Source organism: Aeromonas genomosp. paramedia (genome assembly GCF_023093515.1).
Taxonomy (GTDB): Bacteria; Pseudomonadota; Gammaproteobacteria; order Enterobacterales; family Aeromonadaceae; genus Aeromonas.
Genome location: NZ_JAAROG010000012.1, coordinates 167,832 through 193,048, shown reverse-complemented (window position 1 = coordinate 193,048; position 25,217 = coordinate 167,832). Strand labels below are relative to the sequence as shown.

Genomic DNA, 25,217 nt, shown 5'->3' with positions numbered 1-25,217 from the left:
TCGGTCACTCGGGACTCTAGACTGGTCGGGCTCATCCGAAGGCGGGATTGTAGCGGATGGGGGAATGCCTGGGCACACAGGCGTCACACACAAAACAATGAAAATAAAGGACTATCAATGGCTAGATGGATACTCGCGGCCGGATTGTTGGGAACCCTGATCACGGCGCCGAGCACGGCGGCGGAGTGGTTCTTCCGGGGCACCGCGAATGGATGGGCGGCGACCGCCATGACGTCGACGGACGGCGTCAATTTTGATACCTGCCAGCTCTTCCAGAGCGGGGATGCCAGCGGCGGCCCGCGCTTTAAAATCGACCGCTACGGCAACTGGCAGCAGAGCTACCCGAGCGCCGACTACGCGGTCACGGCCAATACCTCCTATCAGATCCGCATCCATGCCGGCACCCAGGCCATCACCACCACGGCGGTGGCGAGTTGCGAGGGGGCGGGGTTTGCCAGCACGCTGCCGCAGCTCAAGGTGCGCGGCACCTTCAATGGCTGGGCCAGCCTGCCCATGACGCTGGTGGCGGATCACCTGTGGCAGGCCGACGCCTACATGGATGGCAAGGCGAGCCAGCGGCTCAAGTTCGATCAGGCGGGGGACTGGGCCGTCAACTTCGGCGACAGCAACGGCGACGGCGTGCTGGAGCGCAGCGGCGGCGACATCCTCTGGAGCGGCACCGGCAATGTGCGCTTCCAGGTCAACGACCAGACCCAGGCCTACAGCATCACGGCGCTTGGGGACGACAACCAGCCCCCCATCGCCGTCATCACCCCGGGGGGCATCCTGAATGTCGCTGTGGGGGATGCCGTGACCTTGAGCGGCAGCGACTCCACGGATCCCGACGGCCAGATAGCGAGCTATCTCTGGAGCAGCGGCGAGACCACGGAGAGCATCAGCGTCAACACAGCCCAGGCGGGCACCTTCACCTATGGCCTGACGGTCACCGACGATCAGGGGGCCAAGAGCAGCAGCAGCGTGAGCCTGGTGGTTGCCGCCCCCCAGACCGGCGGCAGCTGGTATTTCCGCGGCACCCCCAACAACTGGGGCCTGACCCCCATGACTAGCGAGGACGGAGTGACCTTCTGTACCGAGCAGGCCTTTGGCAGCAGCAACCCCCGCTTCAAGATTGACCGCAAGGGGGACTGGACCGAGGCCTACCCGGCCCAGGACTACAAGGTGAGCGCCAACACCCGTTACCACATCTGCTTCGATAGCCAGGACAGGACGCTGGAGGTGGCACCGCTCGCCGGCGCCGACAATCAGGCGCCCACCGTGACCGCCACACCGGCCCCGGGGAGCTATGTGGATAGCCAGTCCATCACCCTGGGAGTGAGCGACGATAACGACAGCGCCCCCGCCGTCCATTTCACCACGGATGGCAGCACCCCCACCACGGCGTCCCCCCTCTACGCCGGTCAGGCCATTCTCGCCAGCGACAAGGGGAGCGGCACCGATCTGGTGATCCGCACCCTCGCCATCGACGCCAGTGGCAATCAAGGGTTGCAGAGCTTCAGCTATCAGATTGGCGAGACCCCGGTGGCGAGCGGCGATTTTCGCGCCGAGAGCATCTACTTCCTGCTGACCGCCCGCTTCTACGATGGGGACGGGAGCAACAACTACTTTAACCGGGACCGCTACAAGGCGGGGGATCCCCACTGGCGTGGCGACTTCAAGGGGCTCATCGAGAAGCTCGACTACATCAAGGATCTCGGCTTCACCGCCATCTGGGTGACGCCGCCGGTGGAGAACCGCTCCGGCCTCGACTACCACGGCTATCACGCCTACGACTTCTACCGGGTCGATCCCCGTCTGGAGTCACCGGGGGCGGGCTACCGGGAGTTCATCCAGGCCGCCCACGCCAAGGGGCTCAAGGTGATACAGGACGTGGTGCTCAACCACTCCAGCCAGTACGGCCTGCGCGGCAAAACCTGGATCGATCGCCTGCCGGTCAAGTACTACGTGCCGGCAGGCTCCAGCCAGGGGCTCATCAACAACGGCCCCTATCAGGGCAACCTCGGGGACTACGCCAGCGCCAACCGCTGTGACGACGACAACCCGGCGGCCCCCGACTGGTACAAGGCCCGCTGCCAGTCCGATCCGGCGGGCACCCAGCCCCTGGTGGACCCCAAGACCGGCGCCACGGTGCCGAGCGCAGGCTACAACCCGAACCGCTTCTTCGGCATCGACGCCCAGACCCTGGATCCCGCCTGGTATCACCTGGACGGTTTCATGTCCGGCGGCGACTGGGAGAGCCCGCTCGCCCTGCAGCGCAAGCACATGGCGGGGGATTGCATCGATCTCGCCACCGGCAACCAGAACGTCAAGGAGTACCTCAACGGCGCCATCCACCAGTACCTCGACATGGGGGTGGACGCCATCCGCATCGATACCTTGAAGCACATAGAGCGGGACGAGCTGCTGACCTATGTCCACGACTGGCAGGCCCACAAGCCGGGGCTGTTCGTGTTTGGCGAGAACCTGGTCAAGGGCACCGGCTGGGGCTCTGAGCTGGCCAACGACAACGCCTCCGCGGTGATCCGCCCCTGGTGGTATACCCGCACCACGGCCAACCCGGCGGATCCCCGCGCAGGGGGCGATTCAGGTCTCTCGGTGCTGGACTTCTCCCTCTTCTCCACCTTCCGTGACAACGTCACCAAGGGGAGCTTTGGCGGGGTGGGGGGGATCTTTGCCATGGACTGGGTCTATGGGGATGCCACCAAGCTCATCACCTTCTTCCAGAACCACGACGTGGGGCCGGACAATGACTTCAAGTACCGCTACGGCGGGGAAGAGGGCAATGCGGCTATGACCTACAACCTGCTCTGGACCGCGCGGGGTATCCCGACCCTCTACTACGGGGAGGAGGTGATGTTCCAGGCGGGCAAGCCCCAGGACATCGACGGCGCCACCATGACGGTGGATCAGACCGGTCGCGCCTACTATGGGGAGGTGCTGGACAACCCGGCCACCCCGAGCCATCCGCTCTATCAGCACATCAAGCGCCTGAACCAGATCCGCAAGGCGGTGCCCGCCCTGCAGAAGGCGCCCATGAGCCAGGTGAACGAGTGGGGGAGCGGTATCAGCTTCGTGCGTGACCTGAGCGCTCAAGGCAGCTACGCCGCCGTGGGCCTCGCGGCCAACTCGGCCCAGCAGATAAGCCTGAGCGGCCTGAAGAACGGCACCTACAGGGACGCGGTGACCGGCGCGAGCCAGAGCGTCAGCAACGGCAGCCTGAGCTTCCAGGTGCCCGCCTATTCGGCGCGAGTCTGGGTGCTGAACGGCCCGGGCAAGGTGGGGGCTGACGGCAAATACCTCAAATAGGGAAGCCTGTCACGGCGTGCAGCGAGTCGGCCCTGGGGCCGACTTTTTTATGGCGCCGAGGCGTGAAGCGGGGGAGGTAGAGCAGGCGCACCCCGCCCGGATCGCGCCGGGGGAGGCAAACGCAGGGCCCCAAATTGCACGTCTTTGGTGCGTTTGCCCCTATATGGTGCAACCCCTTGTTGTTTGCCCTTGAGCCCAATCCCGCAGAAACACGCCGTATCGCCCCCATGGCGCCCTCCTTATGGGCATCTTTCATGCTGCAAAGTGGCATTTTATCGGCATGATAAACCGAAAAAGCGAGTTAATCAGGGATGACCGCGACATGTTTTCGGGGTGACTGGGTAAACATGCTGATCCGGCACGGGAGGTTATCCCCGGATTGGTATGATCCATCTGTTTTTTGATGGTAATGCGGAATTTAAATTTGATTTTTGATGGTATCTCGGACTCTTGTTTTGATTGGCGCTCTTTTTGCTGTGACTTGTCATGCCCATGATGGCGATGTCAGGGGCAGGGGGCCGCAAGGTCGGGGGCGGGTGCCAGCAGGCTGAATGCACCGCCGCCATCCGTGCCGGAACGGCCTGGTTTTCGGGCAAGGGACGCCACAATCAATTCGTGTTAAGGAGTCATATGGAAGGTGAAATGACCATGCAGCCACTCTCTGTGGACAAGGGGCTGGCCCACACCCTCAAGGACGATGTCTACGGCATGGTGCTCGGCGTCATGTTTATCGCCGTCGGTCTCAATCTGCTCAAGTGCGCCGGCATGATCACCGGCGGCATCGCGGGCATAGCCCTGCTGCTCGCCCATGTCAGCAGCCTGCCCATAGGGGTGCTCTTCTTCCTGGCCAACCTGCCCTTCCTGGTGTTTGGCTATGTCACCATGGGACGGGCCTTCATGGTCAAGACGCTGATCGTCAACGTCGCCCTCTCGGCCGCCACCCAGGCGGTGCCGCTGCTGTTGACGGTGAGCTATGTCCACCCCCTGTTCTCGGCCCTGGTGGGGGGCACCTTCCTCGGCATGGGGGTCTTGTCCCTGGCCCGCCACAACGCCTCGGTGGGAGGCATAGGCGTGGTGACGCTCTGGCTGCAAAGGCGCACCGGCATCAATGCGGGCAAGAGCCAGATGGTACTGGATGTGCTGGTATTTGTCCTCTCCCTGCTCACCCTGCCGTTCTCTTTGCTGCTCTGGTCTACCTTGAGCGCGCTCGCCATGAACGCCATGCTGATGAACTGGCACAAACCCGGTCGCTATCAGGGGGGCTGAGTCGGGTCCCCTGCGGCGCGCGGGGGAGGGGAAGAGTTGAAAAGTGACCCGACGGGCCCTTGGCGGGCATTTGGCTGCCAACGGCAAAAAAGATCATCTTGTCGCGAAAAAAGGCATGGTTACGCCTGAATTTATTGGTTTTTTGCCCCGTTGGCGGCGTTAAACCGGGCTACACCATAAAAAATTCAAAAAACTTCTTTACCACTGACCAATGCATGAGTAAAATTTGTCGGCAATATTTTACACCCCCACTCCTCAACGGTGAGATATTGCCATGCTCAGGATTGCCAAAGAAGCGCTGACCTTCGACGATGTACTGTTGGTTCCAGCCCACTCCACTGTTCTTCCGAATACCGCCGACCTGCGTACCAAGCTCACGTCTGCTATCTCCCTGAATATTCCGATGATTTCCGCTGCCATGGACACAGTGACCGAAGCCCGTCTGGCTATCGCACTGGCCCAGGAAGGCGGCATCGGCTTCATTCACAAGAACATGTCCATCGAGCAGCAGGCTGCCGAGGTGCGCAAGGTCAAGAAGTACGAGAGCGGCGTGGTCTCCGACCCCGTCACCGTACGCCCTGACATGACCATCGCCCAGATCAAGGAGCTGAGCCACAAGAACGGTTTCGCCGGTTACCCCGTGGTGACTGACGGCAACCAGCTGGTGGGCATCATCACCGGCCGTGATGTGCGCTTCGTGATCGATCTCTCCCAGACCGTTGAACAGATCATGACCCAGAAGGATCGTCTGGTCACCGTGCGTGAAGGGGCCCCTCGCGAAGAGGTGGTTGCCCTGATGCAGAAGCACCGCATCGAGAAGGTGCTGGTGGTCAACGCCGACTTCAAGTTGAAGGGCATGATCACCGTCAAAGACTTCCAGAAAGCCGAACGCAAGCCGAACGCCTGTAAAGACGAGCGCGGGCGTCTGCGGGTCGGTGCCGCCGTCGGTGCCGGTGCCGGCAACGAAGAGCGTGTCGCCGCCCTGGTGGAAGCCGGTGTGGACGTGCTGCTGATTGACTCCTCCCATGGCCACTCCCAGGGCGTGCTGGATCGCATCAAGGCGACCCGTGAAGCCTACCCTGACCTGCAAATCATCGGCGGCAACGTCGCCACCGCCGCTGGCGCCAAGGCGCTGGTCGCCGCTGGCGTCAACGCGGTCAAGGTCGGTATCGGCCCGGGCTCCATCTGTACTACCCGTATCGTGACCGGTGTGGGCGTGCCCCAGATCACCGCCATCTCCGACGCTGTGGACGCCCTGGAAGGCACCGGCGTGCCTGTGATTGCCGATGGCGGCATCCGCTTCTCCGGTGACGTGGCCAAGGCCATCGCCGCCGGCGCAAGCTGTGTCATGGTGGGTTCCATGTTTGCCGGTACCGAAGAGGCGCCGGGCGAGATCGAGCTCTACCAGGGTCGCTCCTTCAAGTCCTACCGCGGCATGGGGTCCCTCGGCGCCATGTCCAAGGGCTCCAGCGATCGCTACTTCCAGACCGACAACGCCGCCGACAAGCTGGTGCCGGAAGGGATCGAAGGGCGCGTGCCGTACAAGGGCCGCCTCAAGGAGATCATCCACCAGCAGATGGGCGGCCTGCGCTCCTCCATGGGCCTGACCGGCAGCGCCACCATCGACGACATGCGCACCAAGGCCGAGTTCGTGCGCATCTCGGGCGCCGGGATGAAAGAGTCCCACGTCCACGACGTGACCATTACCAAAGAAGCCCCCAACTACCGGATGGGCTGATAAAACGGGGCCCTGCGCCCCGTTTTTCCACCATTTTTTTATCCCGTGCTTTTTGTGACAACATCAGCCTGATGCAGGAATAAAATGACTAAAGACATTCACGCCCACCGTATCCTTATCCTGGATTTTGGTTCCCAGTACACCCAGCTCATCGCCCGTCGCGTCCGTGAAATCGGCGTCTACTGCGAGCTCTGGGCCTGGGACGTAACCGAAGAGCAGATCCGCGAGTTCAATCCGAGCGGCATCATCCTCTCCGGCGGCCCGGAATCCGTGACCGAGGCGGGCAGCCCGCGCGCCCCCGAGTACGTGTTCAACGCCGGCGTGCCGGTGTTCGGCATCTGCTACGGCATGCAGACCATGTCCGAGCAGCTCGGCGGCAAGGTGCAGTCCTCCAACCTGCGTGAATTCGGTTATGCCCAGGTCGAAGTGCTGGGCCACTCCGGCAAGACCAGTGCGCTCTTGCGTAACATCGAAGACGCCATCGCCGACAACGGCAATGCCCTGCTGGATGTCTGGATGAGCCACGGCGACAAGGTCACCGAGATCCCCGCAGGTTTCACCACCATAGCCCAGACCGCGACCTGCCCCCATGCGGCCATGGCCGATGAGGCCCGTCGCTTCTACGGCGTGCAGTTCCACCCGGAAGTGACCCACACCCGCCAGGGTGCCCGCATGCTGGAGCACTTCGTCAAGGATATCTGCGGCTGCGAGTGCCTCTGGACCCCGGCCACCATCATCGACGACGCCGTTGCCCGCATCCGCGAGCAGGTGGGTGACGACGAGGTGATCCTGGGCCTCTCCGGCGGCGTGGACTCCTCCGTGGTCGCCATGCTGGTGCACCGCGCCATCGGCGATCGCCTGACCTGCGTCTTCGTGGACAACGGCCTGCTGCGCCTGAACGAAGGCACCCAGGTGATGGACATGTTCGGCGATCACTTCGGCCTGAACATCATCAAGGTCGACGCCGAAGAACGCTTCCTCTCTGCTCTCGCGGGTATCGACGAGCCGGAAGCCAAGCGCAAGACCATAGGTCGCGTCTTCGTCGAGGTGTTTGACGACGAAGCGAAGAAGCTGAAAAACGCCCGCTGGCTGGCGCAAGGCACCATCTACCCGGACGTCATCGAATCCGCTGCCAGCAAGACCGGCAAGGCCCATGTCATCAAGTCTCACCACAACGTCGGCGGCCTGCCGGAAGAGATGAAGATGGGTCTGGTGGAGCCCCTGCGCGAGCTGTTCAAGGACGAAGTGCGCCGTGTCGGCCTCGAACTCGGCCTGCCCTACGACATGCTCTACCGTCACCCCTTCCCGGGTCCGGGCCTGGGCGTGCGCGTGCTTGGCGAAGTGAAGAAAGAGTACTGCGACCTGCTGCGCAAGGCTGACGCCATCTTCATCGAAGAGCTGCGCAAGGCCGACCTCTACAACCAGGTCAGCCAGGCGTTCGCCGTCTTCCTGCCGGTGCGCTCCGTCGGCGTCATGGGCGATGGTCGCAAGTACGACTGGGTCATTGCGCTGCGCGCCGTCGAGACCATCGACTTCATGACCGCCCACTGGGCCCACCTGCCGTACGACTTCCTCGGCCACGTGTCGAATCGCATCATCAACGAGATCAACGGCATCTCCCGCGTGGTGTACGACGTCTCCGGCAAGCCGCCCGCGACTATCGAATGGGAATAAGCGGCTGACGCCTCTCCCTGCGATCACGCAAAACTGTCAAAAAGGCGCCCTTGAGGCGCCTTTTCTTTTTCCAATCGTTTGCGCCACACATCTTCGTTTTTTGAGCAGCTTTTTCACCGCTTTGCCCCTGTCATATGTGACAGGGGCATTTTCACTATCCCGCACTAGGCTCTCTCATGCCAATTGAGACCATTATCATCAGGCGCTCATTGCAAGGGGGAGGGGTGACTCACGAGCTGACAGCTGCGCAAACTGCCCATCGTCATCACGTCAAACGGCAGTGATGACCCCCCGGTGGAGTCCGGATACCACTTGAATCAACGGGGCGGAACCCGAACAGCCAAGCGAGTAGGGACAAGCGATCACGGAGGGTTTGTTATGTCAGAACAAGCAGTGTTGTTGGGTGGATGGACTGCCTACCACAAGCTGAGCGCCAAAGATCAGGCGGTATTCAACCAGGCGCTGGAAGGATTTGTCGGGGTGCAGTACACCCCCTTTGAAGTCTCCACCCAGGTCGTCGCCGGCACCAACTACCGCTTCAAATGCAAGAGCACTGTGCCGCTGCCCAACCCGATCCACGGGGAAGCGGTGGTGCAGATCTTCCAGTCGCTGGATGGGTCGGCCCATATCACCTCCATCACCCCGATCTGATCGGGTTGCGGGCAAGGCGGGGAGGGCGTTGAGCGTCCAACCTGTTTGCTCCAAAGCCTGAAAATAAGAAAGACGCCTTAGGGCGTCTTTTCTTTTTGCCATCGTTTGAGAGAAAATTTTGCCTCTGGCGCAGGGGTTGAGGGCTCTATTGCCAAGTTGTCATGGTGAGTGCCCGAGCCGATCGGCAGAGCCCCATCTCTCGCTCCCACACATGGTGGCAGGCTTGTGGTTTCTCCGGGCAGGGGAGAGGAGCAAGCCCTGTCCGTCAGGAGCTGCGCGGGCAATGGAGCCGGATACCCGCCGTTTCGATGCCCCATCTTGATGCAAGAGGGTGATGCGAGCTGCTGATACGCCCCCAAGATGGGGTAATTTCTTGATCTGGCTTGGGAAACGCCCACCTTCCGCTTTTTCTTGTCGCTCTCGCTCGCTAGGATAGCCGTCTGGGTATGGCCTCTTTGGAGTCACCGATGCCGCAGACCAGAGACACCGAGTGGGTTAAAGGCAGCAAACTGGAGGCTGCCGGGCGGTAGCTTGGGTGTTATTCAGGAATGGCACGAGTACTCCGAGTATCAGTAGGGCCGCAGTGTATGGAAGGATATGAAATAGCGGATCCTGCGCCGTCAGGTTTTTTCTATGCGGGTGTTGCAGTGATGCAGGTGCATCACTGTCCTGATTTTATTTTTGTACACGCAGGCGGAGTTCGGTGAAGCTACCCATAGCTGAGTTACAAACTGTGTTTTTATACAGTGGCGGTAATAGAGAAAAAATAGGAAGTCAAGCGAATACGTTCAGATACTGGTGATTGTTTGTTAACGTAATGATTTTAAATATTTTTTATGGTTGTTAAGAAGGCGCAGAGTCATACGGATGGCACTTCTTTCGGATTAGTAGCACCTTCCATCTAATCACAGATATGTTTTTTAAAAGGTATGTCATGGACAAAATATATATTATAGAAGATAATTTTTCTGAAAAAGAATACAAACCAAACTTCACATTACCAGACTCATCAAATCAACTTATTAAAACAGAAAACAATTCAATAAGTACAACAGCAGGTGTTATCAGTGGTGTATTATCTGCAGCTTCGTTAGTATCACTTCCAACAGCATTAATTTTAAATGCAGCGATTGCGAGCCCATCAATTTATAAAGCATTAACGAACAAAAAGTCAGATGACACTCGATTAAATGAAACCGAAGTTAAAGAAATTGAAAAATTCTTGGATAAAAATGGATTAACAGTAAAAGAATGTAGAGCCCGTGGGTTTAAATTCCCACCAGGACATCCAATCGTTGGTCATGCATACAGACTACATCCATTAGCGAATTATGCGAACACCAAAAAATCTGATACATATATGCCAGAAAATGACTATGATAATATCCTCCTTGAGGAGCGTGAAGCAGAGCTCTTAAAAATATTAATAAATCTTGGCGCTACAAAAATAGAAATTATAGAAAAAGATGAAAATGATAACTCATCGTTAATTGGTGCGAGCGTAACTGCTGATGCTGGTATCAGTGCGGCAAATATTAGTGGTTTTTCAAAATCAAGCGCAAACAACAATAATACCAATACAAGAACTTATGGTCTTGTGGGTAAACGATGGTTTGAGAGCGACTCATTGATCCGTGGTGATTATGCATGGCTGTCTTATGAACCTCAATGGGACACATTGATAACAGCTCGTGAAATTGGTGGCTGCACATCCGCTACTGTAGAAATAAAACAACTAAGCAAATATTCAATTGATAGAGAATTATCCGCAGATATAAAAGCAAGAATTTATGAAATTAAGGGTGAAGTGAAACACACGAAAGAGAATAAAACCAATAAAATATATATTATTAATGTTGACTTCGCGGCACCTCTTCAAAAAGCATAACAAAAACTCGGTGTAGGACTGCTACGCAGCCCCATAAGTAAAAGTTAGTGTATAAATAAGGATAAAATATGGCGGGAAGGCCACCAAAAGTGAATCATGTCCGAGACGCTTTTTTAAAGGAAATAAATTCTGCTCGAGCTCTAGTTTTGGCTGTAAATCAATTACCAAGAAAGGTGCGCCATCTAATCAAGTGGGAATTCACCCAAAGTATGTTAATCAAGTTACAGAGCTAGCTTTCATGGGCGTGGTCTCGGCCTGGGAGGAATTTTTAGAGCGAACCTTGGTTAGGTATGTTGCTGGTGCAGTTGCGGACAATGGGTATTCTCCAACACATAAGTATGGGTCCGGAGATTCCATAAACCATGCTTATGAGTTGCTATCCCAGTCAGCAAGCTATGATCCTCAAAAGCACTATTTAAAAGTAAGTGAGCCTCGATGGGTTTGGAGAATGGCAGATTTCTTCTTTAGTCAACATACGTATACCTGCCTTTCAAATAAAAATGATCTATTAAAAGGAGCTAATTCTATTCGAAATCGAGTAGCACATGACTCAGAAAAGTGTAAAACAGATTTTAAGTCTACAACTATTTGGTTTTTAAGCCCTCAGAATGGACAGCTAAAACAAGGGCTTGGACCAGGATCGCTCTTAACAATGGCGGTTCAAAAAAACTTTGGGCAACCTATAGTGCAATCTGGTACCAGTCACTTTGAAGCATATATGCAGTTATATGAGCAGCTAGCACAATCCATCGTGCCTTAATACACTAACAAATCTTTCAACGTCACTTTGCTGGATTTCAAAAAAGTTTCTCTTTTTCCTACTAGTTAATAAGGCGTTATATTTTAGAACGGGTAAATATGGCGTGAATAACTCAGAAATAAGATTTATAAAGCCCTGCTTATTTAAAAATGAAGCTGAGCGAGAACTTACAGTAAAATATTCATGGGATCTGCTTAATGAAGGTAAAATAGCGAAAATTAATCTTGATAATTGCTCTTTGCAGAGAATGGAGATACTGCCTCTAAATCCAACTATTGATGATGTAGAAAAAGTTGGCCTACTTCCTTTAGTTAATTTGCTACAAAATGGAAACTTTAGTCTAGCTGCTATCGGTATGAATGAAATGCCAGATCGCCATGTAGAAAATTCCTATGTGGCATATGAAAGTTTCTGCAAAAAATTCTGGCCAGCTCACAAGGATGATGTTGAAGCAACACATCGAGAATACGACTCTAATTCGACAGATAAAAAATGAAGTTCCGCAAGCTACCTGATAATGCAAGATGTACCTATGGTCCATTTTATGTGTCAATGATGCAAATTCAGAACATTAAAATCAACTATAAAGACATTCCGGCAGAACAACAGTTTGCTATATATCTACATAGTATAATTTCCCTTTTGAATATTGTTAGTGCTTATGAAATAGAACTTGCCAAATATGCTTTTTGGGATGTAAATCCAAAAGAACTTAACAAATTACCAGCAAACATAATAAAAAGGAAGGCTGATATCCTTGATAACTTTGCGAGAATTAAATCATCTCTCGATAAGTATCAATATTTTTGTTTCGATGCAGCGATGGATATATATTGGTTAAATGGTTCAAATCTTAGCGAAAACCTGAATCATACAATATCTGTCAATGGCAAAAGGTATAAAGTAGACAACTGGGTTGGTACAAACGATCACAAGCTATATCGAATAAGTAAAGACATTCACTCAGTTTATGAAGATGGGTTAACCATGAAGAGTCTTGAGATCACAAGAGAAAGTGAAATAGCTAATACTCGCTACTGGAGTCAGGTTGATCGAACATATAATGACATTATGATTTATCGAAATAAAAATAACGTTGCAAATTGTGATAATTTATTATCCAAGATTGATAGAGCAATTGACCATATTGAAAAAGAAATATTGGCAGGCTTAAACAGTCGCACGAAAACATAACAAAAACTTGAAACTGGACGGTATTACATGTTGCCATTTAAATAAAGGTTAGGCCACATAAACGAGAGTTAAGGACACACAAGGCGTTAATCATCTTGGGTCAGCCGTACTGCATTGACTTTGCTTTCAACATCTTTGTGTTCGCGGAACAGGCTGAACACAACCATGTCCCGTGATAAAACAACAGAGGGGCGTTCTCCTCCTTCAATACCCTATCACTCCCCCAGATATCGCCGGGCGACTGTCCGGTGATATCTGATGGTCTGTTTCTTTTCGGCCAAGTTGGCTCGATTTTTCCCATAGCAAGCAGCGCATAAAGGGCAAGAAGTTTACTCATACCTCGCCGCTTCCCAAGCGTGTATCGCCTGTTTGCGGGTCTCACCCCAGTGATAGCCGCCGAGCTTGCCGTTTTGCTGGATGACTCTGTGGCAGGGGATCATCAAGGCGACGGGGTTGGCGCCCACCGCCAGCCCCACGGCACGGGCGGCCTTGGGGTTGCCGATGGCGCTGGCCACCTGGGCGTAGCTCACCACCCTGGCGGGCGGGATCTCGAGCAGCGCCCGCCAGACGCTGATCTGGAAATTGGTGCCGCTCACGTGCAAGGAGATGGGGCGATCCGGCGTCTTGCTGCCATCGAACATGGTGTGGATGACCCCCTGGGTGCGTGATGGCGCTTCTCGCAGCTCTGCCGCAGGCCAGCGCTGGGCGAGGGCGGCCAGCGGCGCCTCTGGGGCCTTGTCATCGAGAAACGAGAAGTTGCACACTCCCCGCGGGGTCAGGGCGACGAACGCCTGGCCGAAGGGGGTGTCGTGCACCCCGTGATCGATAACCAGCCCGGCCCCGCGCTGCTTGTACTCCCCCGGTGTCACCGCTTCCAGCTGCACGAAGTGATCGTAGAGCCGCGAGCCGCTGCTCAGGCCCAGGGTATCGGCCACCTCCAGCAGGGAGCGCGACTCCTGCAGCAGCGCCTTGGCCCGCTCCAGGGTCAGCACCTGTAGATAGCGTTTGGGTGTCACTCCGGCCCAGCGGCTGAACAGCCGCTGGAAGTGAAAGGGGCTTAAGTGAACGTGCGCCGCTATCTCGTCCAGGGTGGGCTGGCGCGCCACCTGGCTTGCAATAAAGGCAATGGCATCACTGATGCGGGCGTAATCGGACATAAGGCGCTCTCACGATAAGGTTGCGGTCGCAGGGTGTTTGGGGGCGACCACGTCATGTGCGACAAATAGATACCCCACCATCGGCCAGCAGGGTAATGCCGGTGGTAAAGCTGGATGCATCGGACGCAAGATAGAGGGCCGAGCGGGCGATCTCCTCCGGTTGGGCCAGCCGTTTGAGGGCATGCATATTCTGCACAAAGGCGAGGCTTTCCGGCGTCTCGGTAAAGGCGCGTCCCATGGGGGTGTCGGTGCCCCCCGGCAGCAGGGCGTTGACCCGCACCCCCTGCGCCCCGAACTCCGCGGCCAGCACCTGGGTCAGGCCGATGAGGCCCGCCTTGCTGGCGGCATAGGCCGCCATGCCGGGCAGCCCCAGGGTATGGCCGACGAAGGTGGAGGTAAAGATAAGGGAGCCGCCCCCGCGCGCCAGCATGGCGGGGATCTGGTGCTTGGCCCCCACGAAGGCGCTGGTGAGGTTGGTATCCAGGGTTTCATGCCACTGGGCCAGTGCCATCTCCTGCGCGCTGCCCGGTGCCCCCGTGGTGCCGGCGTTGTTGAAGGCAACATCGAGCCCGCCGAAACGCCCCACGGCCAGCTCCACCAGGGCGCTGGCGTAAGATTCGCTTTTCACATCCCCCGCGAGGCTCACCGCCTGGCCCCCGAATTTCCTGATCTCCTCCACCAGGGCATCCAGCTCGGGCTGGCGGCGTGCCCCCAGCACGACCCTGGCCCCCTCCCGTGCAAACAGGATGGCGCTGGCGCGGCCGATGCCGGAGCTGGCTCCCGTGATGATGGCGACCTTGTTGGACAGTTGTGACATGGCAGATCCCTCGCTAGATGTGCATGGCGCCAGGTGACGGCGCCCATGCAGGATTGGCAGACAAGTGGATGGGTTCGAGCCGCTTTGGTTCAAACCCGGTTTTGGTTCGAGTCCACTATGGTCGCTGGCCCCCGTCACGACGACCCGGATCTTGCTCTCTTTCTTTACGCGGCTGGTGCCTGTGTGCGTCCTGGTGGCAACAAAACAGGGGATCTCTGGCCGTCGTTCTTTATAATGCCCCTCCTTTGTGGCCGCCGGGCGAGTGCCCGGCGGCGCCATTGGCCGCGAGCCGGCCACCCCGATAGAGACGATCCCATGCATACTCTGGAACAGCTGCGCGCAGGCGAACTCTGCGGCGCCCGCCACTTGAAGCTTTGTGAAAACCTGACGGTGTTCCCCTCCGAGATCTTAAGCCTCAAGGAGACGCTGGAGGTGCTGGATCTCACTGGCAATGATCTGGATCGGCTCCCTGACGAGCTGGCCGAATTCACCAGGCTGCGCATTATCTTCTGCTCCGAGAACCGCTTCACCGAGCTGCCCGAGGTGCTGGGGCGCTGCCCTGCACTCACCATGGTGGGGTTCAAGGCCAACCGGATCGCTACGGTTCCCGCCGCGTCACTGCCTGTGGGGCTGCGCTGGTTGATCCTGACCGACAACGCCATCGAACGGCTGCCGGACGAGCTGGGGCAGTGCGCCGCCCTGCAAAAGCTGATGCTCTCTGGCAACCGCCTGCGCGAGCTGCCGGCGAGCCTGGCCAACTGCCAGCGTCTGGAGCTGTTGCGCATCGCCGCCAACCGGCTGGAGGCGCTTCCCGACTGGCTGCTCGGTTTGCCGCGCCTCGCCTGGCTGGCCTATGCAGGCAACCCCTTTAGCGACGAGCAGGAGCGCCGACTCGGCGAGACGGCAACCGCGGCCGAGATCCCCTGGCAGGCGTTGACGCTGGGGGAGCAACTGGGGCAGGGGGCGTCCGGGGTTATCCACCGCGCAGCACTGCGCTCTGATGAGGGGACGCAGGGGGTGGCGGTCAAGCTCTTCAAGGGGGCCATGACCAGCGATGGCCTGCCTCGCTGCGAGATGGCGGTGTCGCTCGCCGCAGGCAGGCACCCCAATCTCATCGGGGTGGCGGGCCGAGTCAGCGGCCACCCCTCTGGCATGCCGGCCCTGGTGATGGCGCTGATAGACCCTGATTTTGTCAACCTGGCGGGGCCGCCGAGCCTGGACTCCTGCACCCGGGATGTCTATCCGGCGGATCTGACCTTCACCCCGAATGCGCTGCTTGCCATGGCGCAGGGGGTGGCGAGTGCCGCGCTGCATCTGCACGGGCGGGGCATCCTGCACGGGGATCTCTACGCTCACAACCTGCTGCACTCTCTGCTGCACTCTGTTCAGGAACAGGGCCGGGTGCTGCTCGGGGATTTCGGCGCCGCCTCCTGTTATGACGGCGCCGATCGCGAGCGGGCTGCCCGGCTCGAGCGCCTGGAGGTCAGGGCCTTTGGCTGCCTGCTGGAGGAGCTGCTGGCGCGCTGCCATCCCAGGGACGAGGCGCTTGGGGCGCTCCATTCACTGGCCGAAGCGTGTCTGTTGGAGGCTGTGTTGCAGCGCCCCTCGTTTGCAGAGATTCTTGCCCGGATAGACACCGTGGCGGCCACCATGGCTGCTGAGCCCGCCTGCGCCTGAGTGCGGTCGGCTGGGTGTCACCGGGCCCTCGCTCCCGGTGCAGTGGAGAACAAGGCTTGCGCCGCCCCGATGAAGTTGTGATATTGATGCATCATTGCAGATGACGAGAGGATGAGGATGGAAGCGGCGTTTTGGCATCAGAAGTGGAAAGAGAATCGGATTGGCTTTCATCAGGCTGATTTCAACCGCTGGCTGCAATCCTGGTGGTCGGCCCAGCAGCAGGGTGAGCCCGTGCTGGTGCCCCTGTGCGGCAAGTCCCGCGACCTGCTCTGGCTGAGCGCTCAGGGGCATCCGGTGGATGGCTTCGAGCTCTCCGAGCTCGCCATTACCCAGTTTTTTGACGAGAACAATCTGAGTGCAGAGACAAGCGAGGTGGGCCCCTATCGGTGTCACCAGCACGACGACCTGCGCATCTATCAGGGGGATTTCTTCGCCGCCCCCGAGCTTGGCCGCCGCTACCGGCTCGCCTATGACAGGGCCGCCCTCATCGCCCTGCCGACAGCCATGCGCCGCCAGTATGCGACCCTGATGAGCCGCCTTATCGAGGCGGGTGGTCAGGTGCTGCTGGTGACGCTTGAGTATCAGCCGGAGCAGCAGGTGCAGCCGCCGTTCTCGGTGGGGGAGATGGAGGTGCGCACCCTGTTCGAGCGCGACTTTAGCGTGGAGGTGCTGGGGCGCGCCGCCGAGCTGGATCACCCCAGGGTGCTCTCGGGGCAGCTCTCCTATTTCGATGAGGTGGCCTATCGCCTGATCCGTCGGGGCTGAGGCGACGGCGTGATCCCGCCAATGAAGAGGATAAATGAGCTTCTTTACCTCCTTTGACATAGATCAACGTGACAAATCGGGGGAATGCCTAAGATGAGGCTGTTTCTCAATCACTGCAGGTGTCGACCGATACGCTCTGGTTTGAACCATTCGGCCGTTCATCGACTCAGTGTCTGATTTTCACGCTCATGTTCACTTTTGGCGGCTCTGGTCGCAATTGATTATGGTTTTTCCAGCCGACCCCCAGGGGTCGGCTTTTTATTGCCCGCAATCTGCCGTGGGACGGGAGGGAGTCGAGGCCTGATCAGGCCTCGAAGGTGGCGGCATTGAGCCGGAACGCCTTGGGATCGTCGATGAACTGGCCGGTGATCCGCTCGTCGTGCTCGTGGCCCAGGCCATAGCTGCAGAGGATCAACCGATCCGAGGTGCGCGAGCGCAACTGGGTGATAAAGCGCACCAGATCGGCGCGGCTGAGCCTGCCCACCTCCTCGCGCACCCGCTCCCGCTGATCAAAGCCCAGATCCTTGTTGCCTATGCTGACCCAGAGCCGCTGGCCGCGGCTGCGCAGGTTGGCATCCCGCTCGCTGAGCTGGGCCTGCAGGCCCGCCTTGCTGTCCTGCCACTGCTGCTCGGTGAACTCCAGCATGGCCAGCGGGAAGAGATCGATGAACTCCTCCACCGCATCCAGCAAGATCTGCGGCCCCGCCACCGGCGACTGTATATAGAAGATGAGGCCGGGGTGACGATTGAGGGGCAGGTTGCCGGCCCCCACCACGTAACCGAGCTGCTGGCGGGTGCGCAGCTCGTGGAAGAAGGTGGAGGACATGATGTGGTTGGCCAGGGTGAAGCAGGCGAGATCCCGCGCCCGGGTGGTGCGGGACTGGTAATAGACCAGCAGCGCCGAGTCTTCGTGATCGCACCCCTGCTCGCGAATGAGGGTGCCCCTGTCCTGTATGGAGATGAGGGGACGGCGGGTCTCGGCACTGGGCTGGCTGCTGACGCCGAGGTGACGCTCCAGCAGGGCGGCCAGTTCAAGCGCCTCGGCGGCGGTCCAGTCGCCGTGCACCAGGGTCTCTATGTGCACCTCGGCAAAGAGCCGGCTGACGAAGTCGGGCATTTCGTCGAGTGCTATGGTGCGCAGGTGGCGCAGCAACTGCTCGAACGGCGGGTTGTTCGGTTGCAGCAAACTGGTGAGCTGGTTGAACAGCTGGGAGATGGGCCTGGTCTTGGACTGGTTCTCCCAGTTGCGGATGAGCTGCTCCTTGATTTCGCTGAAGCGCGCCGGATCCGGGTAGCCCAGGGTCCTGTTGCCGAGGATCATGTCGAGCAGCAGCGGCAGCTTGTCGGCAAAGCCGCTCAGGTTGATGGTAAAGCCCCCCTGATGGGCATAGATCTGGTAGCCGAGCCCGGCGAGTTCGGCCGGGTAGGTGAGGGCATTGAGGTGATCCGTGAGCAGCTCCACCGCGAGCCTGGCCATGGCGATGTGGCGCGGGCTTCTGACCGCATGCTCGCTGTCGATGGAGATATAGAGGCTCCCCTTGGGCACTCCAAACAGGTGCTCGTGCAGGTGCCAGAGCCGAAAACCGGGGCGGTCGACCAGACAGGCCGGCATGTCGGCGCTGAGGGACGGCGTCCTGGCATCGAGGCGGTTGCTGATAAAGGGGTTGGGGGAGGGCAGGTGCAAGGCGGGATCCGGCTCGCTCTGCTGCCAGCGGATCTTCTCCGCCTCGGTGATGCTCTGGACGCTGTAGGGGGTCTGATACCAGCGGGCGAGGCGATCCGTACTCACCTCCGGCGCCTGTATGGTCACCCGCAGGTTGTGGGGGGTCAGCTTGGCGAGGAAGCGCCGGATCAGGGGCTCATCGTACTCGCGCATCATGTAGTCGCCGTGGAGCAGATCGTCCGGGGCATAGCTGAACAGATTGAGCACGAGGCCGGAGACGGTGTCGAGCGCCCGGCCCCGCTCCTGGAAGCGGAAGGCGGATTCCAGCACGCTGCGCTTCTCGTCATAACGCCAGGCCTGCAGGCCATGGCGTTCGATGAGTTTCAGGTAGCCGAACAGGTCGGCGATGATGTCGTCCACATGGGCAAGCCCGAGGGGAGTGAGGCCGAAGCTGATGCCAAAGTCCTTGAAGTTGGCGCCGCTGATGCCGCCACCGGCGGCGAGCTGGTTGACCCAGCCTCTCGCCTTGAGCAGAGAGAGCAGGCTGCCTTCCCCTTCGTAGCCGATGAGGTGGCTCAGGAAGGTGAGGGGCTTCTTGTCGTAGAGGGCATCCACGCTCGGCAGCGGGAAGGTCAGCGCCAGTTTGCGGGTCTCCTTGACCGGGGCTATCTGGATGCGGATGCCGAGATCATCGAGCCGGTAGAGGGGGGCCGAGAGGGCGGGGGGGCCCAGGCGGCGATCCGGAATGGTGCTGAAGAAGCGCTCACACCAGGCCAGCTGGGTTTCAATGGATGCCGGAGAGAGCATCACCAGCGCCATGCGATCCGCACTGTAGTGGGTTTCGTAGAACGCAATGAGGTCGGAGCGCAGATCCCGGCCGGGCAGATCCGCCAGGGTATCCAGGTTGCCGACCGAGAACTTGGAGAAGGGGTGGGCCGGGTTGACCGTCTCCTTGTGCACCTGATAGCTGCGGCGCACATCGTCCTGCAACTTGAGGCGGTATTCGGAGTCGACCGCGTTGCGCTCCTTGTCGACCCACTCGGGGGCGAAGGTGGGGCAGATGAAGAACTGGGAGAAGCGATCCAGCCCCGCTTCGAAGAAGCCGTTGTCGATGTCGAAGAAGAAGTTGGTGAACTCGGTGCCGGTCCAGGCGTTGTTGCTGCCCCCATGGCGGCTCATGAACTGCTGGTACTCGCCGGGTTTGGGATAAGTACGAGTACCGAGGAACAGCATATGCTCAAGGAAATGGGCCATGCCCTGGCGATCGACCGGGTCATCGAAGTGGCCGGTGTTGACGGCCAGGGAGGCGGCCGATTTATCGGTCTCGGGATCGCAGATCAACAAGACCCTGAGCCGGTTTGCCAGCTCCAGATAGTGATACCGCCGATGGTCGTTGGGACTGGCATATGGGCTCATTGGGGCGTGACTCGCGGTGAATTTATTTGAATTTAAACATGATTATCGACCCCGCTATCTCACGAGGCAAACCCTTTTCTGAGAGGTAGCGCAATTGTTTCCCCCGAGATGGCGGGGTAAGATCCCCCCGCTATTTAAACAGGCCCCCTGGGCGAGGTTGTAATGAAAATCTACATCATGCGTCATGGCCAGGCTGGCATGAACGCAAAGACTGATGAACAGCGTCCACTGACCGAGCAAGGCATCGAAGAGTCCATCCACATGGCGAGCTGGTTGGCCCCTCAGCTGGCCGGCTCCCTGAGCCTGGTGATCCACAGCAACTACCTGCGTGCCAGACAGACCTGGCAGGCCATCTCTGCCGAGCTGCCCGAGGCCCTGAAGGTCGAGGAGAGCGGCGAGATCACCCCCTACGGGGATCCGGCCTTCGTGGCGAGTTATCTCACCGCGCTGGCGGCGACCCACGACAACATCCTGATGGTCAGCCACCTGCCCCTGGTCGGGTATCTGGTGCAGAGCCTCTGTCCGGCGGCGGGTGCGCCCATGTTTGCCACCTCGGGTCTGGCCTGCATCGAGTGGCGAGATGGCAAGGGGGTCTTGCTCTGGCTGGAAGGACCGCATACAATACGGTAAAAGTTAATAAAAAGTTACAGATTGGTTTTTTGGGGAAGAGAGAGTCGATTTTTCCGGTTTTTTATACAAAATTTACGGAATTATCTCGCATAAGCTGCTGTCATACGGATACAACTGCAAGAGGTTGCAAACGATGAGAGTGTTCAAGAAGTACCTGCCACTGATGGTGGCAAAGCATGTCAAAACCTTCTTCAAGGGGCGGATCTACATCCACGGCAGGGGGCGTTTCGATTTCCAGTCGGGCCTGCTGATGATGCCACTGCAAGCCGATATTCCCCACCGCCAGACGGTGCTCGAAGTCAACGAGCTGATATCGAGGCTGCACATGGATGCCGCTTGAGTCGCATCTATGGTGTCATCTCCCCCTCATGCCCGCCCAGTGCGGGCATGATTGTATCTGGGGCTGAGTGAAGCAGTTTGAACCCATTAATATCGATTTCCGGATAAGGTTGCCGCGCCCCGTATCAGCATGCTTGCTTATCCTGTTTGCCTCTCTATACTCCCGCGAAATATCCACCCCCTTTCTCTGGACATAGCGATGCCCCTTGCCTTCCTGTTCCCCTTCTCCTGCATGGCCATCTGGGCCGGCAACGGCATCGTCAGCAAGCTGGCGGTGGGGGTGCTCTCGCCGGCCGCCCTGGCCTGGTCGCGCTGGATGGTGGCGGCCCTGGTACTGACCCCCTTTCTCGCGCGGCGGGCCTGGCGCATGCGGGACAAGCTGCGGGCCGGTTTCTCTAAGCTGGCCATGCTGGCCCTGCTCGGCATGGTGCTGAACCAGACCTTTGGCTACTACGCTGCCCAGACCCTGGGGGCCACCGAGATCGGGCTGATGATGGGGCTGACCCCGCTGATGACGGTGCTGCTCAGCATCTGGCTGCTGCGCGAGCGCCCCACCTGGGGGGCCCTCGTCGGCGGCGTCATCTCCATCCTGGGGCTCGCCATCCTGTTGGGGCAGGGGGATCCGACCCGCTTGTTCACCCAGGGCATTCACATCGGCTCCGTCTACATGCTGCTCTCGGCGGCCACCTATGCGCTCTACAGCGTGCTGCTCAAGCGCTGGGATCTGGGGCTCGACAACTGGTCCATGCTCTACGGCCAGGTGCTCTGCAGCCTCTTGTTCCTCACCCCCTTCTATCTGCTGGTGGACGGGCACTGGCCGGATGGCAGCGCGCTCTGGCTGATCCTCTATGCGGGGATCCCGACCTCGGCCCTCTCGCCCTGGCTCTGGATGCAGGGCATCGCCCTGCTCGGGGCCAGCCGCACCGCCATCTTCATGAACCTGCTGCCGGTGATGACGGCCGCCCTTGCCATCAGCTGGCTGGGGGAGCGGCTCACCAGCTATCACCTGATCGGCGGCGGCATGACACTGCTGGGAGTGCTGCTGGCGCAGCTGCTGGTCAAGCCTGTGAGGGTACGGCGGCGGGCCCGGCTCGCGATGGCGGGCTGTCAGGAGAAGTAGGATAAAAAAGACCGCCCAGGAGGCGGTCTTTTTGGTCTGGTGCCTGCGTCACTGCGCCGTCAGATAGAGGTCTTTGGCATAGACCAGATCTTGCGGGTTCTGGTAGGGATAGCCCTTGACGTTGGGCTTGAGCAGCCGTGACTTCACATAGAAGTAGACGGGGGCTATGGGGGCCTCCGCGTCGATCAGTGCCTCGGCCTCCTGATAGAGGCGGTTGCGCTCGGCCGGATCCTTGGCGTCATGGGCCTTGGCCAGCAGGGCATCATAGGTCTTGTTGAACCACTTGCCGCTGTTGGCGCTGCTGCTGGAGGTCATGATGTCGAGGAAGGTGGAGGCATCGTTGTAATCCCCGTTCCAGGAGTAGCGACTGACCCCGAAATCCCCTTCGTTCAGGGCCGACACCATGGTCTTCCACTCCATGTTGTTGAGCTCCGCCTTGACCCCCAGGTTGTGCTTCCACATGGAGGAGATGGCCAGCGCTATCTTCTTGTGCCCCTCGTTGGTGTTGTAGAGGATGTCCACATCCAGCGGATTCTGCGGCCCGTAGCCCGCCTCGGCGAGCAGCGTCCTGGCCTGCTTGATGCGATCTTCCTTGCTCATCAGCTCGCTGGCGGGGCGTTTGAGCTCGAAGCCATCCACGCTCGGCGGGGTCAGGCTGAAGGCCGAGAGCTGCCCCTGTCCCAGGATCTTCTCCGTGATGGTGTCCCTGTCGATGGCCAAGGAGAGCGCCTTGCGCACCCTGACGTCGTCGAAGGGTTTGCGCTGGGTGTTGAACACGTAGTAGTAGGTGGCGAGCATGGGGGCGCTTACCAGCTCCTCCGGGCTCTGGCGCTTGATCTGCTGATACTGCTCCAGGGGATAGGTGGTGTAGTGCAGCTCGCTGGCGCGATAGCGGTTGTAGGCCGCGGTATCGGAGACGATCTCCAGGTAGATCACCTTGTTCAGCACTGTGTGCTCGTTGTCCCAGTAATGGGGATTGCGTTCGGCGATGAGCCGCTCGTTCGGGGTCCACTCCTTGAGGGCGAAGGCACCGTTGGAGACGATGTTGCCTGGCTTGACCCACTCGTGACCGAACTTCTCTATGGTGGCCCTGGGGGCCGGGAAGGTGGTGTAGTGGGAGAGGGTCTTCAGGAAGAAGGGGACAGGGGCCTTGAGGGTGATCTGCAGGGTGTAGTCATCGAGGGCCTTGATACCGAGGGCATCCGGGCTCTTCTTGCCCTGCACCACGTCGCTGGCGTTGGCGACGCCGGTCAGCTCGATGAACCAGGCGTAGTTGGAGGCGTTCTTGGGATCCGCCGCCCGCTGCCAGCCATAGACATAGTCCGCCGCCGTCACCGGCTCGCCGTTGGACCACTTGGCATCGGGTCTGAGCTTGAAGGTGTAGACGGTGCCGGAGTCATCGAGCTCGTACCCGAGCGCCCCCGCCGCCTGCAGCTTGCCGTCGCCATCCAGGGTGTAGAGCCCCTCGAACAGATCGTTGACGACGTCGCTGCCCGCGCTCTCTTCCACCATCTGGGGGTCGATGGAGGCGGGCTCTGTGCCTATGTTGCGCACGAAGGTTTGCTGGGCACCGGGCAGCAGCTTGGTGCCTTCGGGCACCTGGGCCGCCAGGGCGGGGAGGGAGATCAGGGCGGCAACCGCGCCGGCAATGAGAGTCCTTTTCATTGAATATCCTTATGTTTTTTTGCTTCCAAAGCCGAGCCAGTGTGCTGGATCGAGGCGGAGATCTCAAGAGGGGGAGCGGCGGGTGCCGGCGGAGAGCAGCGGACGGGCAGGGGCGGGGTGAAATAGCATTCTTGTCACGAATTAACATGATGAAAGATGCCGGATGGCACCCTTTTTTCACGGTGAAAGCCCGTGGTGGCGCGGTATTCTGGCGATTTATACGGCGGCTTAATTCGCTGCAAAAACAAAAAACAGGCGTTACATTAGGTTACAAAACAACGCTGCCGAGGATCGGCACTTTTTTTGCCGACACGTTGCAAACGTTTTCAACGGCCAACGGAAACGATCTTAAAGGAACAAGAATGCGAAACATGATCACCATGGGCGAGTTCATCGTCAAAAAGCAGGCGGACTACCCTACCGCGACCGGCGAGCTGACCTCCTTGCTCAGCTCCATTCGTCTGGCTGCCAAGGTGGTGAACCGGGAGATCAACAAGGCGGGGCTGGCGGACATCATCGGCTCCATGGGCGCCGAAAACGTGCAGGGGGAGGTGCAGCAGAAGCTGGACGTCTATGCCAACGAGCGCTTCAAGGCGGCCCTCGAGGCCCGTGGCGAGGTGTGCGGCATGGCGTCCGAGGAGGAGGAGGACTTCGTCTCCTTCGATTCCGAGCTCTCCCGCCACTCCAAGTACGTGGTGCTGATTGACCCCTTGGACGGCTCCTCCAACATAGACGTCAACGTCTCGGTCGGGACCATCTTCTCCATCTACCGCCGGGTCAGCAAGCCGGGGGCCGGGGTGACCCTAGAGGACTTCCTGCAGCCGGGCAACCGCCAGGTGGCCGCCGGTTACGTGGTCTATGGCTCCTCCACCATGCTGGTCTACACCACCGGGTTTGGGGTCAACGGCTTCACCTACGACCCTTCCATCGGCTGCTTCTGCCTCTCCCACGAGAACATCCGCATCCCGGAGGAGGGCAAGATCTACTCCATCAACGAGGGCAACTACATCAAGTTCCCGGACGGGGTGAAGAAGTACCTGAAATATTGCCAGGAGCGGGACGAGGCGACCCACAGGCCCTACACCTCCCGCTACATCGGCTCCCTGGTGTCGGATTTCCACCGCAACCTGCTCAAGGGCGGCATCTACATCTATCCGTCCGGCACCAACTCCCCGAACGGCAAGCTGCGCCTGCTCTACGAGTGCAACCCCATGGCCTTCCTGGTGGAGCAGGCCGGTGGCAAGGCGTCCGACGGCTTTGGCCGCATCATGGACATCCAGCCCACGGCGCTGCACCAGCGCACCCCCTACTTCGTCGGCTCCACCAGGATGGTGGAGCGGGCCGAGGCCTTCATGCGGGAATTCTCCGCCCACGAGGATCCGGCCCGTCAGGGGTGATGCCCGGTTTGTCGCCCTGGTCGCGGCAATAGCCACATAAAAAACGGGAGCCGATATGGCTCCCGTTTTGTTTGGC

General features: G+C 58.9%; 19 protein-coding genes. 15 read left to right on the top strand and 4 right to left on the bottom strand.

The features are described 5' to 3' along the window. The first annotated feature begins 117 nt into the window (after positions 1-117). From HB860_RS08160 to HB860_RS08120, 9 genes are all read left to right on the top strand, one after another. A complete protein-coding gene (locus HB860_RS08160; protein ID WP_247626306.1) occupies positions 118-3,324 on the top strand; it encodes an alpha-amylase family glycosyl hydrolase in 3,207 nt (1,068 codons plus the stop codon). Positions 3,325-3,954: 630 nt separating this feature from the next. Next, positions 3,955-4,590 carry a YitT family protein gene (locus HB860_RS08155; protein ID WP_247626305.1) on the top strand — a complete coding sequence of 212 codons (636 nt, stop codon included), beginning with the start codon at positions 3,955-3,957 and terminating at the stop codon, positions 4,588-4,590. Between the two features lie 274 nt (positions 4,591-4,864). Further along, positions 4,865-6,328, top strand: coding sequence for an IMP dehydrogenase (gene guaB, locus HB860_RS08150; protein WP_041992212.1), 1,464 nt, complete (start codon positions 4,865-4,867; stop codon positions 6,326-6,328). Between the two features lie 84 nt (positions 6,329-6,412). Next, positions 6,413-8,002 (top strand): glutamine-hydrolyzing GMP synthase, encoded by a 1,590-nt coding sequence (guaA, locus tag HB860_RS08145; protein WP_247626304.1) that lies wholly within the window; start codon positions 6,413-6,415, stop codon positions 8,000-8,002. 378 nt (positions 8,003-8,380) lie between these two features. Continuing rightward, positions 8,381-8,653 (top strand): hypothetical protein, encoded by a 273-nt coding sequence (locus tag HB860_RS08140; RefSeq protein ID WP_025326799.1) that lies wholly within the window; start codon positions 8,381-8,383, stop codon positions 8,651-8,653. Between the two features lie 934 nt (positions 8,654-9,587). Then, positions 9,588-10,541 carry a hypothetical protein gene (locus tag HB860_RS08135; RefSeq protein ID WP_247626303.1) on the top strand — a complete coding sequence of 318 codons (954 nt, stop codon included), beginning with the start codon at positions 9,588-9,590 and terminating at the stop codon, positions 10,539-10,541. 238 nt (positions 10,542-10,779) lie between these two features. Continuing rightward, entirely contained in the window at positions 10,780-11,301 is a 522-nt protein-coding gene (locus HB860_RS08130; protein WP_247626302.1) for a hypothetical protein, read from the top strand. A gap of 103 nt (positions 11,302-11,404) precedes the next feature. After that, the gene (locus tag HB860_RS08125; protein ID WP_247626301.1) at positions 11,405-11,797 is read left to right on the top strand and encodes a hypothetical protein; all 393 of its coding nucleotides are present in this window, start codon (positions 11,405-11,407) and stop codon (positions 11,795-11,797) included. Then, on the top strand, positions 11,794-12,495 hold the full coding sequence (locus HB860_RS08120; protein WP_247626300.1) for a hypothetical protein: 702 nt from the start codon (positions 11,794-11,796) through the stop codon (positions 12,493-12,495). Before HB860_RS08125 ends, HB860_RS08120 begins: the two co-directional genes overlap by 4 nt. Positions 12,496-12,824: 329 nt before the next feature. Here the strand turns inward: HB860_RS08120 and HB860_RS08115 are convergent, their stop codons facing one another. Together HB860_RS08115 and HB860_RS08110 are read right to left on the bottom strand one after the other, a co-directional pair. After that, a complete protein-coding gene (locus tag HB860_RS08115; protein WP_247626299.1) occupies positions 12,825-13,652 on the bottom strand; it encodes a bifunctional transcriptional activator/DNA repair enzyme AdaA in 828 nt (275 codons plus the stop codon). Between the two features lie 52 nt (positions 13,653-13,704). Further along, positions 13,705-14,469 (bottom strand): SDR family oxidoreductase, encoded by a 765-nt coding sequence (locus HB860_RS08110; RefSeq protein WP_247626298.1) that lies wholly within the window; start codon positions 14,467-14,469, stop codon positions 13,705-13,707. Positions 14,470-14,784: 315 nt separating this feature from the next. Between HB860_RS08110 and HB860_RS08105 the strand changes: the two genes are divergently transcribed. Both HB860_RS08105 and HB860_RS08100 read left to right on the top strand, forming a co-directional pair. Continuing rightward, complete coding sequence (locus tag HB860_RS08105; RefSeq protein ID WP_247626297.1) at positions 14,785-16,146, top strand: leucine-rich repeat-containing protein kinase family protein; 1,362 nt, start codon at positions 14,785-14,787, stop codon at positions 16,144-16,146. A gap of 117 nt (positions 16,147-16,263) precedes the next feature. After that, positions 16,264-16,911 (top strand): thiopurine S-methyltransferase, encoded by a 648-nt coding sequence (locus tag HB860_RS08100; protein WP_247626296.1) that lies wholly within the window; start codon positions 16,264-16,266, stop codon positions 16,909-16,911. Positions 16,912-17,215: 304 nt separating this feature from the next. Here the strand turns inward: HB860_RS08100 and HB860_RS08095 are convergent, their stop codons facing one another. Continuing rightward, positions 17,216-19,990 (bottom strand): insulinase family protein, encoded by a 2,775-nt coding sequence (locus HB860_RS08095; RefSeq protein ID WP_247626295.1) that lies wholly within the window; start codon positions 19,988-19,990, stop codon positions 17,216-17,218. A 162-nt stretch (positions 19,991-20,152) separates the two neighbouring features. On the opposite strand from HB860_RS08095, the gene sixA reads away from it, so the two are divergent. From sixA to HB860_RS08080, 3 genes are all read left to right on the top strand, one after another. Next, positions 20,153-20,620 carry a phosphohistidine phosphatase SixA gene (sixA, locus tag HB860_RS08090; protein WP_247626294.1) on the top strand — a complete coding sequence of 156 codons (468 nt, stop codon included), beginning with the start codon at positions 20,153-20,155 and terminating at the stop codon, positions 20,618-20,620. Between the two features lie 133 nt (positions 20,621-20,753). Continuing rightward, on the top strand, positions 20,754-20,960 hold the full coding sequence (locus HB860_RS08085; protein ID WP_005324080.1) for a DUF1107 domain-containing protein: 207 nt from the start codon (positions 20,754-20,756) through the stop codon (positions 20,958-20,960). A gap of 198 nt (positions 20,961-21,158) precedes the next feature. Beyond that, complete coding sequence (locus HB860_RS08080) at positions 21,159-22,079, top strand: DMT family transporter (protein ID WP_139437830.1); 921 nt, start codon at positions 21,159-21,161, stop codon at positions 22,077-22,079. 48 nt (positions 22,080-22,127) lie between these two features. Here HB860_RS08080 and HB860_RS08075 read toward each other — a convergent pair whose 3' ends face one another. Beyond that, positions 22,128-23,744, bottom strand: a complete 1,617-nt coding sequence (locus HB860_RS08075; protein ID WP_247626293.1) for a peptide ABC transporter substrate-binding protein — start codon at positions 23,742-23,744, stop codon at positions 22,128-22,130. A 362-nt stretch (positions 23,745-24,106) separates the two neighbouring features. Between HB860_RS08075 and fbp the strand changes: the two genes are divergently transcribed. Then, on the top strand, positions 24,107-25,141 hold the full coding sequence (fbp, locus tag HB860_RS08070) for a class 1 fructose-bisphosphatase (protein WP_139439401.1): 1,035 nt from the start codon (positions 24,107-24,109) through the stop codon (positions 25,139-25,141). Positions 25,142-25,217 lie beyond the last annotated feature (76 nt).

Bases quoted from the DNA above. Each gene is read 5' to 3' on its own strand.
- HB860_RS08160 (WP_247626306.1), top strand. From the start codon at position 118: ATGGCTAGATGGATACTCGCGGCCGGATTGTTGGGAACCCTGATCACG.
- HB860_RS08155 (WP_247626305.1), top strand. From the start codon at position 3,955: ATGGAAGGTGAAATGACCATGCAGCCACTCTCTGTGGACAAGGGGCTG.
- guaB (WP_041992212.1), top strand. From the start codon at position 4,865: ATGCTCAGGATTGCCAAAGAAGCGCTGACCTTCGACGATGTACTGTTG.
- guaA (WP_247626304.1), top strand. From the start codon at position 6,413: ATGACTAAAGACATTCACGCCCACCGTATCCTTATCCTGGATTTTGGT.
- HB860_RS08140 (WP_025326799.1), top strand. From the start codon at position 8,381: ATGTCAGAACAAGCAGTGTTGTTGGGTGGATGGACTGCCTACCACAAG.
- HB860_RS08135 (WP_247626303.1), top strand. From the start codon at position 9,588: ATGGACAAAATATATATTATAGAAGATAATTTTTCTGAAAAAGAATAC.
- HB860_RS08130 (WP_247626302.1), top strand. From the start codon at position 10,780: ATGGGCGTGGTCTCGGCCTGGGAGGAATTTTTAGAGCGAACCTTGGTT.
- HB860_RS08120 (WP_247626300.1), top strand. From the start codon at position 11,794: ATGAAGTTCCGCAAGCTACCTGATAATGCAAGATGTACCTATGGTCCA.
- HB860_RS08115 (WP_247626299.1), bottom strand. From the start codon at position 13,652: ATGTCCGATTACGCCCGCATCAGTGATGCCATTGCCTTTATTGCAAGC.
- HB860_RS08110 (WP_247626298.1), bottom strand. From the start codon at position 14,469: ATGTCACAACTGTCCAACAAGGTCGCCATCATCACGGGAGCCAGCTCC.
- HB860_RS08105 (WP_247626297.1), top strand. From the start codon at position 14,785: ATGCATACTCTGGAACAGCTGCGCGCAGGCGAACTCTGCGGCGCCCGC.
- HB860_RS08100 (WP_247626296.1), top strand. From the start codon at position 16,264: ATGGAAGCGGCGTTTTGGCATCAGAAGTGGAAAGAGAATCGGATTGGC.
- HB860_RS08095 (WP_247626295.1), bottom strand. From the start codon at position 19,990: ATGAGCCCATATGCCAGTCCCAACGACCATCGGCGGTATCACTATCTG.
- sixA (WP_247626294.1), top strand. From the start codon at position 20,153: ATGAAAATCTACATCATGCGTCATGGCCAGGCTGGCATGAACGCAAAG.
- HB860_RS08085 (WP_005324080.1), top strand. From the start codon at position 20,754: ATGAGAGTGTTCAAGAAGTACCTGCCACTGATGGTGGCAAAGCATGTC.
- HB860_RS08080 (WP_139437830.1), top strand. From the start codon at position 21,159: ATGCCCCTTGCCTTCCTGTTCCCCTTCTCCTGCATGGCCATCTGGGCC.
- HB860_RS08075 (WP_247626293.1), bottom strand. From the start codon at position 23,744: ATGAAAAGGACTCTCATTGCCGGCGCGGTTGCCGCCCTGATCTCCCTC.
- fbp (WP_139439401.1), top strand. From the start codon at position 24,107: ATGCGAAACATGATCACCATGGGCGAGTTCATCGTCAAAAAGCAGGCG.